Genomic DNA, 17,238 nt, shown 5'->3' on the forward strand with positions numbered 1-17,238 from the left:
CGCCGTGACGTCCGTACGCCTCCCCTCCCGTCGCGGCGAGTTCCTCGCCGGCTGTCGTGACGAATCGCCGCTGCTGCTGGGCGTGGCGCCCTTCGGCATGATCTACGGCATCGCCGCGCTCGCCGCCGGCGTGCCGGCCTGGATCGCGCAGCTGGCCTCGGCGGTGGTCTTCGCCGGCGCCGCGCAACTGGTCATCGTGCAGATGCTGGCCGCCGGCGCGGGCTTCATGCCGATCGCGCTTACCTCCGGCCTGCTCAATCTGCGCCATGTGCTCTACAGCGCGTCGATGGCGGCCTACGTGCGCCACCTGCCGCGGCGCTGGCGCCTGCTGCTGGCCTATGTGCTGACCGACGAGGCCTACGCGGTGGCGGTGCTGCGCTACCAGCGCCGCCACGAGGCCGAAGCCGGCAGCGCACCACCGACCGACTCCGGCGCCACCGAGGCCGCAGAAGCGCCCGACCATCGCCACTGGTACTTCCTCGGCGCCGGCTTCACGCTGTGGGCAGGCTGGCAGCTGTCCACCGCGGCCGGCCTGCTGTTCGGCGCCACCATCCCGGCCGAGTGGGAGCTCGATTTCGCCGTGCCGCTGACCTTCATCGCGCTGCTGACCCTGCTGCTGCGCGAGCACGCCGGCCAGGCCGCTGCGCTCGTTGCCGCCGTCGGCGCGCTGGTGTTCGCCGCCCTGCCCTACAAGCTCGGCCTGGTGGCGGCGATCGTGCTCGGCCTGCTCGCGGGCGCGTGGACCGTGCGCCGGCTGGAGCGGGTGCGATGAGCACGACCACCCTGCTCCTGCTGCTGGTCGTGGTCGGCGCCCTGACCTACCTCTACCGTTACGCCATGATCGGCCTCTTCGCCAGCCGCAGCCTGCCCGGCTGGCTGCACGCGCTGTGCCGCCACATCGCGCCGGCGAGCTTTGCCGCGCTGACCGCGAGCGCGCTGTTCGTGGCCGGCGGCGAGGTCGTGCTCGCCGTCGCCAGCCCCCGCCCGTGGGCGGCGCTGATCGCGGTGCTGGTGGCCTGGCGCACGCGCAATGTGCTCGCCACCATCGGCGCCGGCATGGCCGCGCTCTACCTCATCAAGTTCGTGTTCAGCCTCGTGCTTGCGCCATGACCACCCAGACCCTGATCGACGCCGCGCGCACCCTGTCCACGCAGGTGGACGCGATGCGCTTCGCCCCGCCCGTCACCCATGTCTACAACCCGCTCGACTACGCCTGGGCGGTGCACCTGCGCTACCTCGAGCGCTTCGGCGCCGGGCGCAAGCGCGTCGTCTTCGTCGGCATGAACCCTGGCCCCTTCGGCATGGCGCAGATCGGCGTGCCCTTCGGCGAGATCGCCAGCGCACGCGACTGGCTCGGGCTGGAAGGCCCGGTCGGCCAGCCGCGCGAGAGCAACCCCAAGCGCCCGGTGGAAGGCTTCGCCTGCGCCCGCGCCGAGGTCAGCGGTCAGCGCCTGTGGGGCCTGTTCCGCGCCCGCTTCGGCACCCCGGAAGCCTTCTTCGCCGACCACTTCGTCGCCAACTACTGCCCGCTCGCCTTCTTCGAGGGCGGTCGTAACCTGACCCCCGACAAGCTGCCGGTCGCCGAGCAGCGGCCCCTGCTCGAGGCCTGTGACGCCCACCTGCGCAGCCTGGTCGGGGCCCTGCAACCCGAATGGGTGATCGGCATCGGCAACTGGGCAGAGAAGCGCGCCAGCGAGGCCCTGGCCGGGACTGCCGGGCTGAGGTTCGGCCGCATCCTGCACCCCAGCCCGGCCAGCCCCGCCGCCAACCGTGGCTGGGCCGAGGCGGCGACACGCCAGCTCGAGGCGATCGGTATCTGGTGAGCGCCGCATGGCGCCACGCTCAACCGGCGGGTAGGCGCAGCGCGGCGCGCACGCCGCCCAGCGGCGAGGCTTCGAGGGCAACGCTGCCGCCGTAGAGCTCGGCCAGCTCACGCACGATCGCCAGGCCGAGCCCGGAGCCCGGGGCGCGCTCGTCGGCGCGGGCGCCGCGCGCGAAGACGGCCTCGCGTGCCGTTTCCGGCAGACCGCGGCCGTCGTCGTCGATGAGCACGCACAGTTGCTCGCCGGCCTGCTGGCAGCGCAGCTCGACCGTGGTCGCGGCCCACTTGCAGGCGTTGTCGAGCAGGTTGCCGAGCAGCTCCTGCAGGTCCTGGACCTCGCCGCGGAAGGCGAGCGTCGGTGCGCAGTCGACGATGCGAAGCTGCAGCCCGCGCTCGGCGTGGACCTTGTCCATCAGCCGCAGCAGGCCCTCCAGCACCGGCCGCAGCGGCGTGCGCTGGCCCGGCAGGCCGGCCGCGGCGGCGGCGCGCGCACGCGCGAGGTGGTAGTCGACCTGGGTGCGCGCCAGCCCGACCTGCTCGGTGACCAGCTTCGCCAGCGCCCCGTCGTCACGCGCCGCGGCGTTGGCGAGCACGCTCAACGGCGTCTTCAGCGCATGGGCGAGGTTGCCGGCCTGGGTGCGGGCGCGCTCGACGACTTCGGCATTGCGCGCCAGCACGGCGTTGAACTCGTCGACCAGGGGCTGGATCTCGGACGGGAAGCGGCCCTCGATGGCGCTGCGCCGCCCGTGATGAACCGCCGCCAGGGCGTCGCGCAGGCGGGCGAGCGGCGCCAGCCCGAGGCGCAGCTGCACCACCGCCGCGCTCGCCAGCCCGGCGGCAAGCACGCCGAGCGCCAGCACCAGCACGCCGTGCAGGCGTGCCACCGGCGCGTCGACCAGGGCTTCGTTGGCGGCGAGGATCAGGCGCAAGGCCTGTTCGGGACGTTCGGCCGGGCGCAGTACGCGCTCGATCATGCGCAGCGCCTGGCCGTCCGGGCCCTCGACGCGGTGCACATGGAGCTCGCCGTCGGCGAGCGCATCGACGGGCACGCTCAGCACGGCGTCCCACAGCGAACGCGAGCGCAGCAGCGCGGGCTGGGCAGCGAGTTCGCCGGGCGCGGCGAGGCGGTCGATCTGCCAGTACAGGCCGGAATAGGGCCGGGCGAAGCGCGGATCGCTGAGCGCCGGCGTGTACAGCGGCCGGCCATCGGCATCGAGCGCCAGCGCGGCGGCAAGCTGGTTGAGGTGGATGCCGAGCTCGGCATCGAGCTGGCGTTCGACGTGCTGCTGGAACAGCCGGCCCAGGCCCCAGCCAGCGATCAGCAGCGAGGCCAGGATCCAGGCCAGGGTGCCGAGCAGCAGGCGCCGGCGCAGCGACCCTCCTGCGCCGGCGGGCGCGACGGCGCGATCGTCGGCACGGGGCTTCAGTCCGGGCACGACAGCCGGTACCCCAGGCCGCGCACCGTCTCGATCAGGCCGGGCGGCAGCTTCTTGCGCAGGCGGGCGACGAAAACCTCGATGGTGTTGGAGTCGCGGTCGTAGTCCTGAGCGTAGATGTGCTCGGTCAGCGTGCTGCGCGACACCACCTCGCCCGCGTGATGCATCAGATAGGACAGCACGCGCAACTCGTGGCTGGTGAGGGCCAGCGCCTGGCCGTCCGCCATCGCCCGGCCGCCGCGGGTGTCGAGCACCAGCGGGCCGCAGCGCAGCTCGGCGCTGGCCTGGCCGGCGGCGCGCCGGATCAGCGCACGCAGGCGCGCGAGCAGCTCCTCCATGTGGAAGGGCTTGGTCAGGTAGTCGTCGGCGCCGGCATCGATGCCGGCGACCTTCTCATGCCACTCCCCGCGAGCGGTCAGGATCAGCACCGGCATCGAGCGTCCGGCCGCACGCCAGCGCTTGAGCACGCTGATGCCATCCATCAGCGGCAGGCCGATGTCGAGCACCACCGCATCGAAGGGTTCCTGCTCGCCCAGATGGCAGGCGTCGCGGCCATTGTCGGCCAGATCGACCGCATAGCCGGCGGCGGCGAGTGCCTGATCGAGCTGCACCGCCAGCGCGGGCTCGTCCTCGACGACCAGGATGCGCATCAGTCGCGCTCCTTTCTGCCATCCTTGCCGACCCGTCCTTCCAGGCCGAGCAGCGTGCCGTCGCGGGCGTCGACCTCGAGCTTCAGGATCTCGCCACCGCTGCGGATGAGCTTGATCTCGTACAGCCACTGGCCGTCGTCACGCTCGAGCTCGACCTCGACCAGCTGCCCCGGAAAATCGCGCTCGACGCGCTCGAGCACCGTTCGCAGCGGCAGGATCTCGCCCGACTCGAGCGCCTGGCGCGCGCGCTCATGGTCGCCGCGATCGCCTGCCGGCGCCGCGCCCGAGAGGCCCAGGGCGAGGACCGCGGCCAGCAGGCACAGCCCCCCCCTCCAGCGGCGCCCGAGCTCCAGAGCGGTCATGATCCGCGCACCATCCCGATCACCTGCTGCATGTCGAGCGTGCGCGCCCTGTCCTCGATCTGAGGCAGGTACTGGCTCTGCATGCCCTTGGCGCGTCCGAGCAGTTCGGCATAGCTGTCCTTGAGCAAGGCGGTGCTCATCTGTCGACCGCCGCCGTAGTAGCGCCGCGCGACCTGGCCGAGCGCATAGGTGGTGGCGAACGAGAACGCCATGCCGGTGGCGGCGCGACCGACGCCGCGGCCGAGGCCGCCGCCGATCTTGCCGAGTAGGCCTCCGATCAGCTTGCGGCCGAACTGCTCGAGGTATTGCGAGCCCATGCCGACACCGACGGTGGCCAGCAGCTCGCGGATATGGCCCTGATCGAGCTCGTAGCCATGCGCCTTGCCGATCGTGTACACGAGACGGATCTGCAGCGGAATGATCGCCATCGATGCCCACGACTGCGGCAGCAGCTCGAGCGCGCCGCACAGGATGGCCTGGTTGAGGATGCGGCGCTCGGTTTCGGCATCGGCGGGCGGCGCCGCGGGCGCCGGCGGCGGTTCGAGGGGCGCCGGGGGGAGGCTGGCGACGCTGGCCGGCGCGGCGGTCTCGGCGAGTTCGGCCATCTCCCCGGCCTGCTCTTCGATCGGCGCGGTGAGCGCGGCGCCCAGGCCGAGGGCGGACGCCAGCGTGTCGAGGAAGTCCCGCTCCGCAGCGCTCAGGTGGCCGTCCGCATCGCAGACGCACACCGCCATCTCATAGGCGAGCTGGCGGTGGGCCGGATCGGTCAGCGGCGCGACCGCGTCCTGCAGCCGCAAGCGCTTGAGCAGCACCTGCTGGTACAGGCCGGCGAGACCGGCAGCGCCGGCATCGCCGACGAGCGACTCGGCCAGCTGACGGATCTGTTCGCGCTCGCGCGCATCGTGGGCGCCGTCGGCGAAGGCGGCAAGTAGGCCGATGGCGAGGATGGCTTGTTGCTGTTCGGGGCTCATGCGGGTCTCTCTGCAGGCAATGCGGTCAGTGGCGGATTGGTGGCGCAGCGGGCAGCCGTGCGCCGGATGCAATGCGATTCTTCCACGAAAGGGCTGAACGCGACATGAACGCAGCGCCCGCGACCGCGCTGGCAAGGGCAGAGACGACTGTTCATAATTGGCGCCCCTGAGTTCAAGCCCCGCGCAGCCAAGCCCACCATGTCCCAGTCGATCGAGCACCTCTTCACCAACAACAAGAACTGGTCAGAGCGCATGCACGCCGAGGACCCCGAGTTCTTCGCCCGCCTCGTCAACCAGCAGTCGCCGCAATATCTGTGGATCGGCTGCTCGGACAGCCGGGTGCCGGCGAACCAGATCGTCGGCCTGGCGCCGGGCGAGATCTTCGTCCATCGCAACATCGCCAACGTGGTCGTGCACACCGACCTCAACGCGCTGTCGGTGATCCACTACGCGGTCGAGTTCCTGCGCGTCAAGCACATCCTGGTGGTCGGCCACTACGGCTGCGGCGGCGTGAAGGCGGCGCTCAACGACAATCGCACCGGCCTCACCGACAACTGGCTGCGTCACATCCAGGACGTGCGCGACCGTCACCTCGAACGCCTCGACCGCCTCGAGGACGCCAGCGCACGGCTGGACCGCCTGTGCGAGCTCAACGCCATGCATCAGGTGGTCAATGTGTGCCAGACCTCGATCCTGCGCGAGGCCTGGCAGCGCGGGCAGCACGTCACCGTGCATGGCTGGTGCTACAGCCTGCACGACGGCCTGGTGCGCGACCTGGGCGTCAGCGCCGGCAGCCGCGAGGAAGCGATGGACCTGTACCGCGACGCCGCCGACCGCATCGGCTGATCCTGCCGGGCGCCGGCGTCCTCAGCCGGCCGGGTTGCCGGCAAGCAGCGCGTCCGCGTCGACCGCGTCGATCTGGGTCGGCTCCATGAAGCGCTGCGCATAGGCGAGGTAGGCTTCGGAGCGCACGAACAGGGCGAACAGATCCGGATCGACATGGCCCTCGCGCGCCATGCGCGCCATGATGGCGAGCGATTCGGACAGGGTCTTGCCGCGTTTGTAGGGGCGGTCGCGCGCGGTCAGCGCCTCGAAGATGTCGGCGATCGCCATCATGCGTGCCAGCGGGCTCATCTGATCGGCAGTCAGGCCCTTGGGATAGCCGCTGCCGTCCATCTTCTCGTGGTGGGAGGCGGCCACTTCGGGCACCGTGACCAGATGGCGCGGAAAGGGTAGCTGGCGCAGCATGATCTCGGTCTGGATGATGTGGGCGTTAATCAGGTAGCGCTCTTCGTCGGTCAGCGTGCCGTAGCGCACGCCAAGGTTGTGCAGCTCGCCGAGGTCCTGCTTCCAGCGCGGCACCTTCATGCGGAAGCCCCACGGGTTGTCGGCGTCGAAGCAGTCCTCGGCGCGGCGCGGGAAGCGGTGTTCGGGGCGATCGGCCAGCACGGGCTCGGGGTGCGGCAGCGCGGGCGCCGGGACGCTGGCCTTGCGTGCCGCTTCCTCGTGCGACAGGCCGATGCGGTCGTCCAGGGTACGCGTCCAGGTCCGTGCGGCGATGCGCTGCAGGCGCTCGACGTCGGCCTCGGCCATCGACTCGCTGCCCTGGTTGCAGCGCGCGATGAAGGCGAAATCCTCGTCCAGCGCGGCAAGCTCGGCATCGCGCACCTGCTCGCGCGCACTCGCCTCGGCCCCGTCCAGGATGTCCTGCAGGCAGCGCAGCTCGGTCTCGCGCTTGAGGACCTCGAAGCGCATCCGCACCTCGTGGATGCGGTCGTACAAGGCCTGCAGCTTGGTCGCCTTGTCGACGACGTACTCGGGCGTGGTGATCTTGCCGCAGTCATGCATCCAGGCGGCGACGCGCAGGGTCTCCCAGCCGTCGTCGTCGAGCGTGAAGTCGGCGAAGGGCCCGCTTTTCGCCTCGCAGGCGGCCTGGGCGAGCAGGCGGGCGAGCTCCGGAACGCGCGCGCAATGGCCGCCGGTGTGCTCGCTCTTGGCATCGATGGCGCCGGCGATCATGCGTATCAAGGCCTCGAACAAGGTCTTCTGCGCCGCGATCAGCGCGCGCGCCTCGAGCGTCACCGCCGCCGAGCCGGACAGCGCGCCGACGAAGGCCAGGCGGTCCGCATCGGCCGGCGCATCGAGCAGCAGCAGCATCGCGCCGACGAGTTCATCCTGACGGTTGAGCAAGGGCACGCCGATGGCGTGCGATGCCCCGAGCGCGCCGGCCTGCACCTGCAGGCCGAGCGCGGCAAGGTCGGCCTCGGTCAGCGCCGCCGTGCGCACGTCTCCAGCGGCGAGCGCGGCGCCCAGCAACGGCCCCAGCGCGTCGAGCGGACGCGCCGCATGGGCCTGCTGACCGGGGACAGGCGCGCGCTGCCACTGCCCGGCCTCGGCGTCGGTTGCGGCCCACGGCGCGGTATCGGGCAGCGGCCGGCCCTCGCCATCGAGCGTCGCCACCGGCGCCAGGTGACCGTCGCTGGCGAGGTAGAGCACGCCGCCCAGGGCCTGGGTGACCGACAGGGTCTCGCCCAGCAGGCGCGGCAGCAGACGGTCGAAGTCCGCCTCGCCGGCCACCGCCGTGTTGAGTTCGAGAAAGCGACGGATGGTGCGCCGCATGGCGTCCATGGTGTCGCCCAGCAGCGCCACCTCGCGAATATAGGATCGGGTCACCCCGACCTGGCCGAAGTTGAAGCGCCGAATCGCATCTGCCTCGCCCGCGAGCACGCGCAGCGGACTGGCGATCTGGCGCGCCAGCAGCCACGCCAGCGGCACCGCGATGCACAGCACGAGGGCAGTGACCGCGAGCGCGGCATCGCGCTGACGGTGGGCGGCCGCCATCAGTTCCTGCTCGGGGATCGCCATCACGATGAGCTGCGAGAGGGCATCGTCCACCCGCAGCGCCGCGGCACTGACCAGCCAGGTCTCGCCGCCGGCAAGGACGGTGCGCACGATCGAGCGCTCGGGGGCGGCCAGGGCCGCGGCGATGAGGCCATCCTGGCCGGCAAAGGCCGGGTGCGCCGAGGCCGCCAGGCTCAGCAGGCTGGGGGCGCCGTCCTCGTCGAGCAAGGCGGACGGCAGGTCGGGGTCATCCTGCGCCACCACCCGCCCCGCGGCGTCGACCAGCGCCAGGCGCGTGCCCGGCGTGACCTTCTGTCGCGCCAGGCCCTCGCCCAGGGTATGCAGGCGGATGTCGGCACCGATCACCACCTCGCTGCCAACGACCCGTCGCGCCAGCGTGACGCCGACCTGGTGGTCGGAGAAGAAGGGATAGGGCGGCGTGACCAGCACTTCGCCGCTGCGCGGGGCATCGCGGTGCCAGTCGCGGCGGCGCGGATCGAACTCGACCGGATACTGCGGCTGCGCCACCTCGGCGAGGAGGCCGAGCTCGGCGTCGAAGAACAGATAGCGGCCGTGCAGCCCGGCGCCGTCGCGGTCGATGCTCTGCACCAGGTAGGCGGCCTGCGGCGGCGCGTCGAAGCGTGCCCGCTCCGCGTCGCCGCCGAGGCGGCGGGTGAAGAAGAACTGGCCGTCGCCATAGCCGACGTAGATCGACGACAGGGCCGTCGAGCCCTGCAGCACGGCACGCACCGCCGGCAGGCGCTGCAGGCGCTGCTCGAGGGTCGCGGCCTGGGCGAGCACGTCCTGCTGCAGCAGCCTGAGCGCCATGTCCGCCGGCAGCACGAGCCGGTGCAGGCTGCCGCGCACCTCGCGGTTGATGCGCAGCGACAGGTCCTCGGCCACGGCGGCCATCATGTTGCGCGTCAGGTGCTGGCCGATGACGGCCAGCATCCCGCCGACGAGCAGGATGAGGCCGAGGGCAAGCGCCACGACATGCAGGTGTAGCGGAAAAGCTCGGCGCATGGATGGCTCTCCGTTCACGGCGTTCGATGGGCCCCGGCTGTCACCGCAAGCGGACGGCCCGGGCAGCGCCTCCTGGGCGGCATCATGCCGCATCAGCGCCCACGATGGGTAGCCCAGGCTGGGGCCTTGTCCAGGCAGCGCGGGCCGAATCGCGCCGGGCGGTCACACCTCGAGCGGGTCGACGTCGATCTGCCAGCGCAGCTCGCGTGCGGTCCGCTGGCGGTACAGCAGCGCCAGCCAGTCGGCGAGGAAGATCTGCAGCGGGCCGCGCTGGTCGGCCTCGACGAGCAGCTGCGCGCGCTCGCGCCGTGCCAGGCGCGTCATGCGCATCGGCACCGGGTCGAAGATGCGCAGCCCCTCGGGCGCGCGCTCCTGCGCCAGGCGGCGGGCATGGCGCAGGAACTCGACCGCATCATCGAGCGCGGGCGCATCGGCGCGCAACATGGCCTGGTAGGTTAAGGGCGGGAAGCCCGCGCTGCGGCGCTCCTGCAGCGCCATGCGGGCGAAGGCGTCGAAGTCGTGGCGGGCCAGATGCTGGTAGAGCGGGTGGGCGGGATACTCGGTCTGGATCAGCACCTCGCCCGCCAGCTCACCGCGCCCGGCGCGGCCACCGACCTGCATGAGCTGCTGGAACAGGCGCTCCGGGGCGCGGAAATCGGCCGCATGCAGGGACGCGTCGGCCGCGATCACGCCGACCAGCGTCAGCTTGGGGAAGTCGTGGCCCTTGGCCATCATCTGGGTGCCGACGAGGATGTCAGCCTCGCCCGCGGCGATGGTGTCGAGCAACGCTTCCCACTGCTTGCGGGTGCGTGCCGCGTCGCGGTCGACACGCAGCACGCGCGCCTGCGGAAAGAGCTCGGCCAGCCGGGCCTCGATGCGCTGCGTACCGCGACCGAAGGGCTGGATGTCCTGGTTGCCGCAGCTCGGGCAGGCAGGCGGGATGGGGCCGTCGCAGCCGCAATGGTGGCAGCGCAGGCGGCGATCGGCGAGGTGCACGACCAGGTTGGCCGAACAATGCGGACAGCGGCTGACCCAGCCACAGGCGGTGCAGGACAGCACCGGCGCATAGCCGCGGCGGTTGAGGAACACCAGGCTCTGCTCGCCGCGCGCCAGACGCTGCGCGAGCGCGGCCTGCAGCGCGGGGCTGAGGCCCTCGTCGAGCTTCAGGCGACGGGTGTCGATGCAGCGCACGACCGGCAGGCTGGCGGCGAGCGCGCGCTGGCTCAGGGTCTGCAGCGCATAGTGCTCGCGCCTGGCGTGGTACCAGGTCTCGAGCGAGGGCGTCGCCGAACCGAGCACGATCGGCACGTCGCGCTGGCGGGCCCGCCACACGGCGACGTCGCGCGCCGAATAGCGCACCCCCTCCTGCTGCTTGTAGGAGGCGTCATGCTCCTCGTCGACCAGGATCAGGCCGAGTCGCGGCAAGGGCGCGAACACCGCCAGCCGCGTACCGAGCACGATGTCGGCGCGACCGGTGAGCGCCTGCACGAAGCCGCGCGAGCGCGCGCCATCGGCGAGGCCGGAATGCAGGCTGACGACGTTGGCGGCGGCAAAGCGCTGCGCCACCCGCGCCTCCAGCTGGGGGGTGAGGGCGATCTCGGGCACCAGCATCAGCACCTGCCGGCCCTGCGCCAGCATGTTTGCGGCCAGGCGCAGATAGACCTCGGTCTTGCCGCTGCCGGTGACGCCATGCAGCAGCCAGGTCCGGAAGCCGGGGCCGGCCTGATGGACGGCGTCCACCGCTGCGGCCTGCTCGGCGGTCAGGGCCGGCAGGGCGCCGGTGGCATGAGGATCGCCGCCATCGGTGACCACCGCCAGCCAGCCGCGGCGCAGGAGCTCGCCCACCGCCTCGCCGCCCGCCATCTCACGCACCACCGCCCGCCGCCATGGCCCGGGCCCGACCGCGAGCGCCCGCAGCAGCGTCAAGGCCTTGCTCGGACGGCGCGGCGCGGCGAGCGCCTCGCGACCCGCGGCGGCAAGCGCGAGCAGCGGATCCTCATCCTCGGCGCTGACCCCGTCGGCACGACGCAGGCCAGGCGGCAGGGCAAGGGCCACGACCTCGCCGATCGGGGCGTGGTAATAGCGTGCGACGAAGCCGACGAGCTCCAGCCAGTCGGCTGGCAGCGCCGGCACGGCACGCTGGATGTGATGCACGGTCTTCACACGCGTCGCGTCGACCTCCGCGGCCTCGGCCAGGGCGACGATCAAGCCGGTGCGCTCGCCGCGCCCGAAGGGCACCTTCACGCAGCGGCCGATGTCCGCCTCGGACGCATCTGCCGCCGCGTAATCAAACACTTGCGGCAAGGGGATGGGCAGGGCGACGCGGACGATGGCCATACGGAAATGGGTAGGTGGCGAGGAAGTGCCGAAAAGTCAGAGACTTGGCGGGTTCTGCTGAGATTGGCCCGAGAAAATCGGCGCCAAGCCTCTGGACTGAAATGCGGCTGTCAGCTTGTCCACAAAACCTGTGGATAAGTTTGTGGGCAAGCTGGGTGAATCGCCCTCAAAGCGGCGCAGAATCAGGCTTTTAGTCACATTGCCTTAACATTGCGCAAAATATATTCTTTTTATTTTCAATAACTTATAGTATTTGATGCATAAGCCGCCCCGTCCTGGGCAATCGGGACCGTGGAACGGCCGCTTGTGCATAAGTCAAGCCCCGATGAGGCAATTTTTGGCTTGACAGACCGCAGCGGCCGCCCGGCAGTCGGCCGCCTCAGGGTTTACTCGCTCAGCCTTGCGCGCGCAGCTTGCGGCTGTGCTCGTGCACCGTATCCACCAGCACGGTGACGCTCTCGGGCGGGGTGTACTGCGAGATACCGTGGCCGAGGTTGAAGACATGGCCCGGATGGTTGCCGAAGGCGTCGAGCACACGCCGGGTCTCGGCGGCGATCACCTCGGGCGGGGCGAACAGCACATTCGGATCGAGGTTGCCCTGCAGGGCCACCTTGTCGCCAACCAGGCGGCGCGCCCGGCCGATGTCCATCGTCCAGTCGAGACCGACCGCATCGCTGCCGATGGCCGCGATCGACTCGAGCCACAGGCCACCGCCCTTGGTGAACACGATGTTGGGCACGCGCTGGCCGTTACGCTCGCGGATCAGGCCGGCGATCACCTGCTCGAGGTAGTGCAGCGAGAACTCGCGGTAGGCGGCCTCGGACAGCACGCCGCCCCAGGAGTCGAACACCATCACCGCCTGCGCGCCAGCCTCGATCTGCGCGTTGAGGTATTTCACCACCGCCTGCGCGGTGACCTCGAGGATGTGGTGCATGAGGTCGGGGCGGCTGTAGGCCAGGCTCTTGACCTTGCGGTAGTCGTCGGACGAGCCGCCCTCGACCATGTAGCAGGCCAGCGTCCACGGACTGCCGGAAAAGCCGATCAGCGGCACGCTGCCGTCGAGCGCGCGACGGATCTCGCTCACCGCATCCATCACGTACTGCAGCTCGGCATGCGGGTCGGGCGCGCTCAGGTTGCGGATCTCCCACTCGTCCTTGAGCGGGCGCTCGAAGCGCGGCCCCTCGCCCTCGGCAAAGTACAGGCCCAGGCCCATGGCGTCGGGCACGGTGAGGATGTCGGAGAACAGGATCGCGGCGTCGAGGTCGTAGCGCGCCAGCGGCTGCAGCGTGACTTCGCAGGCCATCGCCGGGCTCTTGCACAGGTTCAGGAAGTTGCCGGCACGTCGACGGGTCTCGCAATACTCGGGCAGGTAGCGGCCAGCCTGGCGCATCAGCCACAGGGGGGTGTAGTCGGTCGGCTGGCGCAGCAGGGCGCGCAGGAAAGTGTCGTTCTTGAGTCGGCTCACGTCGAGTCCTCTTGGCGGGCAATCAGGGTCAAGGCGTGATTATCGCCTGTCCCGCGCCACAAGGGGGTTGTCGGCGATCAAGGGGCCTCAGCGCCGCCAGAAGGTGGGCGTGAGCACGACGAGGAAGGTGAAGATCTCGAGGCGGCCGAGAATCATCGTGAACGACAACACCCACTTGTGGATGTCCTCGAGCCCCTGGTAATTGGAGGCCGGGCCAACCAGACCGAGCCCGGGGCCGGTATTGTTGAGGCAGGCGACAACCGCCGAGAACGCGGTGACCAACTCCAGGCCGCTGGCCGACAGGATCAGCGTCAGGCTCACGATCGACACCATGTACATGAAGCTGAAGCCCAGCACCGCATGCAGGATGGTCTCCGGCACCGGCTTGCGCCCGAGGCGCACCGGACGCACCGCATGCGGGTGGAGGCTGCGCACGATCTCGCGGAACACCTGCTTGTACAGGATCATCGCGCGCATCATCTTGATGCCGCCCCCGGTCGAACCCGAGCAGGCAATGAAGCTGCCCAGGAACAGGATCCAGATCTGCGCGAACATCGGCCACAGCGTGTAGTCGTGGGTCGACAGCCCGAGCGAGGTCGAGATCGACACCACATGGAAGGCGACATAGCGCAGCGTCGTCCCGAGGTCGGCATGCGCCTCGAATTGCATCAGGTAGCCCGTCAGCAGCAGCGTGCTCACCGCCAGCACGGCGAAGTAGAAGGGGATCTCGGGGTCGCGCAGATAGGGGCGGTACGAGCGGCGCACGAGCGCCAAGTAATGCGTGGCGTAATTCAGGCCGGCGAGCAGGGCAAAGACAATGGTGACGATCTCGACGTTGAGATTGGCAAAGTGGCCGAGCGAGGCATCCTTGTTCGAAAAGCCACCGAGGCCGGCGATGGTGAAGGCGTGGATCACCGCATCCCAGCCCTCCAGGCCGGCCCACCACAGTGACAGGCCGCAGGCGATGGTGAGCAGCACGTAGGTCACCCACAGGCCTTTCGCGGTCTCGGCAATGCGCGGCGTGAGACTGGAGTCCTTCATCGGCGTCGGCACCTCGGCCTTGTACAGCTGGCGCCCGCCGATGCCGAGCAGGGGCAAGATCGCCACCACCAGCACGATCACGCCCATGCCGCCGATCCAGTGCATGAAGGTGCGCCACAGGTTGATCGACACGGGCAGGTCGTCGAGCCCGCTGAGCACGGTGGCGCCGGTCGCCGTGAGGCCGGAGACGGCTTCGAAGTAGGCGTCGGTGAAGCGCAGCTCGGGGATGTAGGCGAGCAGGGGCAGGGCGCCGAACAGCGGCAGCACGACCCAGGTCGAGGCCACCAGCAGGAAGCCGTCGTGCACGCGCAGGTCGCGTCGATTGGCGCGGGTGGCGGCCCACAGCAGCAGGCCGGCGATGAAGGTGACGAAGATGGCCTGGTCGTAGGCCAGGGTCGCACCGTCGTCGAGCACCACCGAGACGGTCAACGGGCATCCCATCAGGAGGCCGAAGATCATGATGATCAGGCCGAGCGCGTTCAGCGTGGGATGGTAAGCACGCATGGGGAGGATCCGGGAGTCAGAGGAAGGTGAAGCCGACCTGGAACAGCTTCTCGACCTTACGCACGAGCCGCTTGTTGGTGCAGAACACGATCACGTGGTCGTCCTCCTCGATCACGGTGTCGTGGTGGGGCATGATCACCTCGCGTCGCAGCACGCGGCCTTCGTCGTTCCTGATGTTGCGCACGACGACGCCGATGGTCGCCCCCTTGGGCAGCGCGATGTCCTCGATCGGGCGGCCCACGACCTTGGAATCCTTGCGGTTGCCGTGGGCAATGATCTCGAGCGCTTCGGCCGCACCGCGGCGCAGGCTGTGCACCGCTACCACGTCGCCGCGGCGCACGTGGGCGAGCAGGGTGCCGATCGAGGTGTGGGCCGGCGAGATGGCGATGTCGATCGGTCCGCCCTGCACCAGATCGACATAGCTCTTGCGGTTGATCAGCGCCAGCGTGCGCCGCGCACCCATGCGCTTGGCGAGCGAGGCCGACATGATGTTGTCTTCCTCGTCGTTGGTCAGGGCGACGAACAGGTCGGTCTCGTCGATGCCCTCGCTCTCGAGCAGCTTCTCGTCGGTGGAGTCGCCACGCAGCACCAGCGCATGCGACAGGTGCGAGGCCAGCATGTCGGCGCGGCCGCGGTTGAGCTCGAGGATCTTGACGTGGTAGTTCTCCTCGATCGACTGCGCGAGGCGAAAGCCGATGTTGCCGCCGCCGGCGATCATGATGCGGCGCATCGGCCGGTCGGAACGGCGCAGTTCGCCCATCACCTTGCGGATATGCACCGTCGCCGCCAGGCAGAAGACCTCGTCGCCCGGCAGGATGACGGTGTCGCCTTCGGGGATGATGGGCAGGCCGTCACGGTAGATCGCGGCGATGCGTACCTCGACGTTGGGCAGGTGAAACCGCAGCGCCTTCAGCGGGTGGCCGACCAGCGGCCCGCCCTCGAAGGCGCGCACGCAGATCAGGCTGACCACCCCTTCGGCGAACTCGAGCACCTGCAAGGCCTCGGGGAAGGCGATCAGGCGCTTGATGTAGTCGGTGACGACCTGTTCGGGGCAGATCGAGAAATCGACCGCGAAGTTGCTGTCGTCGAGCAGTTCCGGGTAATCGACGTAGTCGGTCGAGCGCAGGCGGGCAATGCGCGTCGGCAGGTTGTACAGCACCTTGGCGATGCGGCAGGCGCACAGGTTGGTCTGGTCGGACTGGGTGACGGCGATGAGCAGGTCGGCGTCCTCCGCACCGGCTTCCCGCAACACCCGCGGCGAGGCGGCGTTACCGCATACGGTGCGCACCTCGAGACGATCGCGCAGGACGTCGAGGTACTCCTCGCTGGTATCGACGAGCGTGATGTCGTTCGCCTCCGAGACCAGGTTTTCGGCCACCGACGTGCCCACCTGGCCGGCACCGAGAATGATGATCTTCACCCTGAATTCCCGACTCTTTGTAAGGAGCTGATTCTACGCTCGGGAAGAAGCAGCCGACAGCGCATGCTGCATCGCAACAACCCAGCATGCTGACGCGCACTCGACCCGCGCGCGCTTCAGTTCTCTTCGTGCCGCCGCCCGGCCTGCAGGCCAAGCTGCTTGAGCTTGCGATACAGGTGGGTGCGCTCGAGTCCGGTCTTCTCGGCCAGGCGGGTCATGTTGCCGCCCTCCAGGCGCAGGTGGTGCTCGAAGTACATGCGCTCGAAGGCCTCGCGCGCCTCGCGCAGGGGCTGATCGAGCGACACCCCGCAGGCGCCCGCGGCGAGGTCGGGCGGCAGCAGGCGCCGCACCTCGCCGGCGCCGATTTCCTCTTCCAGCGTGCCCAGGGCGAGCGACTTTACCGCCGCGCGCAGCTCGGCATAGCCGCCCGGCCAGGGCAGGTTGCGCAACTGGTTGAGTGCCGCCGTGGAGAACCGGCGCAGCGGGACCTCGCCCGCTTCGACCAGATGCAGCAAGAGCTGGCTGGCAAGTTCCGGCAGGTCGTCACGCACATCGGCCACCGACGGCGGCGCCAGGCTGACTTCGAACAGGCGGCTCAGCAGCCCCTCCTCCCAGCCTTCGCCCACCAGGCCATCGAGGCTACGATCGGTCGCCACCACCAGGCGCAGGTCATAACGCTCGAGGCGGTCGAGGGCGAAGGCGAGATTCTTCTGCTGCGCGCGCGACAGGCGCGCCAGCTCGCCGACGAACAGCACGCCGCCCTGGGCCGCCTGCAGCTGGCCGATGTCGAGCGGTGCGCTCACGCTCGCCAGATCGAGCCAGGGCGCGTTGGCAGCCTGAACACTGCGCCCCACCAGCTCGGCCAGGCTGCCCGGGCCGACGCGCAGCAACAGCACGCGCGAGCTGTTGCTGATCTGCTCGAGCCGGCGCTTGAGTTCGCGCAGCGGCACCGAGCGGGTGAACGCGGCCAGCGTCAGCGGTGCCGGCGTGCCGGGTGCCTGCGGCCGCTGCAGCCCGCGCTTGACCGCGGCGAGCAGCTTCTGCAGCGCAATCGGCTTCTCCAGGTAGTCGATCGCGCCGATGCGCGTCGCTTCGACCGCGGTGTCGATGGTGCCATGGCCGGACATCATCACCACCGGCATGTTGAGCTGGCCGTTGGCGGCCCACTCCTTGAGCAAGGTGATGCCATCGGTATCGGGCATCCAGATATCGAGCAGCACCATGTCCGGCCGCACCGCATTGCGCGCCGCACGCGCCGCGGCGGCGTTCTCGGCGAGCAGGATGTCGTGCCCCTCGTCGCGCAGGATCTCTGAGAGCAGCTCGCGGATCCCGATCTCATCGTCAACGATCAGTATTTTTGCCATTG

At 69.9% G+C, this 17,238-nt stretch carries 14 protein-coding genes; 4 read left to right on the plus strand and 10 right to left on the minus strand.

Annotation, left to right across the window (positions count from 1 at the left end; translation table 11 throughout):
* Positions 1-4: 4 nt before the first annotated feature.
* From ACMV5O_RS11235 to ACMV5O_RS11245, 3 genes are read left to right on the plus strand one after another with little or no spacing between them, the layout of a single operon-like run.
* A complete protein-coding gene (locus ACMV5O_RS11235; protein WP_416163554.1) occupies positions 5-772 on the plus strand; it encodes an AzlC family ABC transporter permease in 768 nt (255 codons plus the stop codon).
* Entirely contained in the window at positions 769-1,110 is a 342-nt protein-coding gene (locus ACMV5O_RS11240) for an AzlD domain-containing protein (RefSeq protein WP_416163555.1), read from the plus strand. Before ACMV5O_RS11235 ends, ACMV5O_RS11240 begins: the two co-directional genes overlap by 4 nt.
* Entirely contained in the window at positions 1,107-1,823 is a 717-nt protein-coding gene (locus tag ACMV5O_RS11245; protein WP_416163556.1) for a uracil-DNA glycosylase family protein, read from the plus strand. The genes ACMV5O_RS11240 and ACMV5O_RS11245 overlap by 4 nt, the downstream gene beginning before the upstream one ends.
* Positions 1,824-1,842: 19 nt before the next feature.
* Here ACMV5O_RS11245 and ACMV5O_RS11250 read toward each other — a convergent pair whose 3' ends face one another.
* From ACMV5O_RS11250 to ACMV5O_RS11265, 4 genes are read right to left on the minus strand one after another with little or no spacing between them, the layout of a single operon-like run.
* Entirely contained in the window at positions 1,843-3,258 is a 1,416-nt protein-coding gene (locus ACMV5O_RS11250; RefSeq protein ID WP_416163557.1) for a sensor histidine kinase, read from the minus strand.
* Entirely contained in the window at positions 3,246-3,908 is a 663-nt protein-coding gene (locus tag ACMV5O_RS11255; RefSeq protein WP_416163558.1) for a response regulator transcription factor, read from the minus strand. The genes ACMV5O_RS11250 and ACMV5O_RS11255 overlap by 13 nt, the downstream gene beginning before the upstream one ends.
* On the minus strand, positions 3,908-4,270 hold the full coding sequence (locus tag ACMV5O_RS11260; RefSeq protein WP_416163559.1) for a PepSY domain-containing protein: 363 nt from the start codon (positions 4,268-4,270) through the stop codon (positions 3,908-3,910). Before ACMV5O_RS11260 ends, ACMV5O_RS11255 begins: the two co-directional genes overlap by 1 nt.
* A complete protein-coding gene (locus ACMV5O_RS11265) occupies positions 4,267-5,241 on the minus strand; it encodes a YcjF family protein (protein WP_416163560.1) in 975 nt (324 codons plus the stop codon). The genes ACMV5O_RS11260 and ACMV5O_RS11265 overlap by 4 nt, the downstream gene beginning before the upstream one ends.
* 198 nt (positions 5,242-5,439) lie before the next feature.
* Here ACMV5O_RS11265 and can point away from each other — a divergent pair, with 198 nt between their 5' ends.
* Positions 5,440-6,087 (plus strand): carbonate dehydratase, encoded by a 648-nt coding sequence (gene can / locus ACMV5O_RS11270; RefSeq protein ID WP_416163561.1) that lies wholly within the window; start codon positions 5,440-5,442, stop codon positions 6,085-6,087.
* Between the two features lie 21 nt (positions 6,088-6,108).
* Here can and ACMV5O_RS11275 read toward each other — a convergent pair whose 3' ends face one another.
* From ACMV5O_RS11275 to ACMV5O_RS11300, 6 genes are all read right to left on the minus strand, one after another.
* Positions 6,109-9,105, minus strand: coding sequence for an HD domain-containing phosphohydrolase (locus tag ACMV5O_RS11275; RefSeq protein WP_416163562.1), 2,997 nt, complete (start codon positions 9,103-9,105; stop codon positions 6,109-6,111).
* 162 nt (positions 9,106-9,267) lie between these two features.
* Positions 9,268-11,442, minus strand: coding sequence for a primosomal protein N' (locus ACMV5O_RS11280; protein WP_416163563.1), 2,175 nt, complete (start codon positions 11,440-11,442; stop codon positions 9,268-9,270).
* A 394-nt stretch (positions 11,443-11,836) separates the two neighbouring features.
* On the minus strand, positions 11,837-12,907 hold the full coding sequence (hemE, locus tag ACMV5O_RS11285) for a uroporphyrinogen decarboxylase (RefSeq protein WP_416163564.1): 1,071 nt from the start codon (positions 12,905-12,907) through the stop codon (positions 11,837-11,839).
* Between the two features lie 87 nt (positions 12,908-12,994).
* The gene (locus ACMV5O_RS11290) at positions 12,995-14,452 is read right to left on the minus strand and encodes a TrkH family potassium uptake protein (RefSeq protein ID WP_416163565.1); all 1,458 of its coding nucleotides are present in this window, start codon (positions 14,450-14,452) and stop codon (positions 12,995-12,997) included.
* A gap of 16 nt (positions 14,453-14,468) precedes the next feature.
* Positions 14,469-15,872 carry a Trk system potassium transporter TrkA gene (trkA, locus tag ACMV5O_RS11295; protein ID WP_416163566.1) on the minus strand — a complete coding sequence of 468 codons (1,404 nt, stop codon included), beginning with the start codon at positions 15,870-15,872 and terminating at the stop codon, positions 14,469-14,471.
* A gap of 116 nt (positions 15,873-15,988) precedes the next feature.
* Positions 15,989-17,236: a sigma-54-dependent transcriptional regulator gene (locus ACMV5O_RS11300; protein ID WP_416163567.1), complete on the minus strand. Its 1,248-nt coding sequence runs from the start codon at positions 17,234-17,236 to the stop codon at positions 15,989-15,991.
* Positions 17,237-17,238: the final 2 nt, after the last annotated feature.

It is taken from the genome of Thauera sp. WH-1, from assembly GCF_047806685.1.
Taxonomy (GTDB): Bacteria; Pseudomonadota; Gammaproteobacteria; order Burkholderiales; family Rhodocyclaceae; genus Thauera.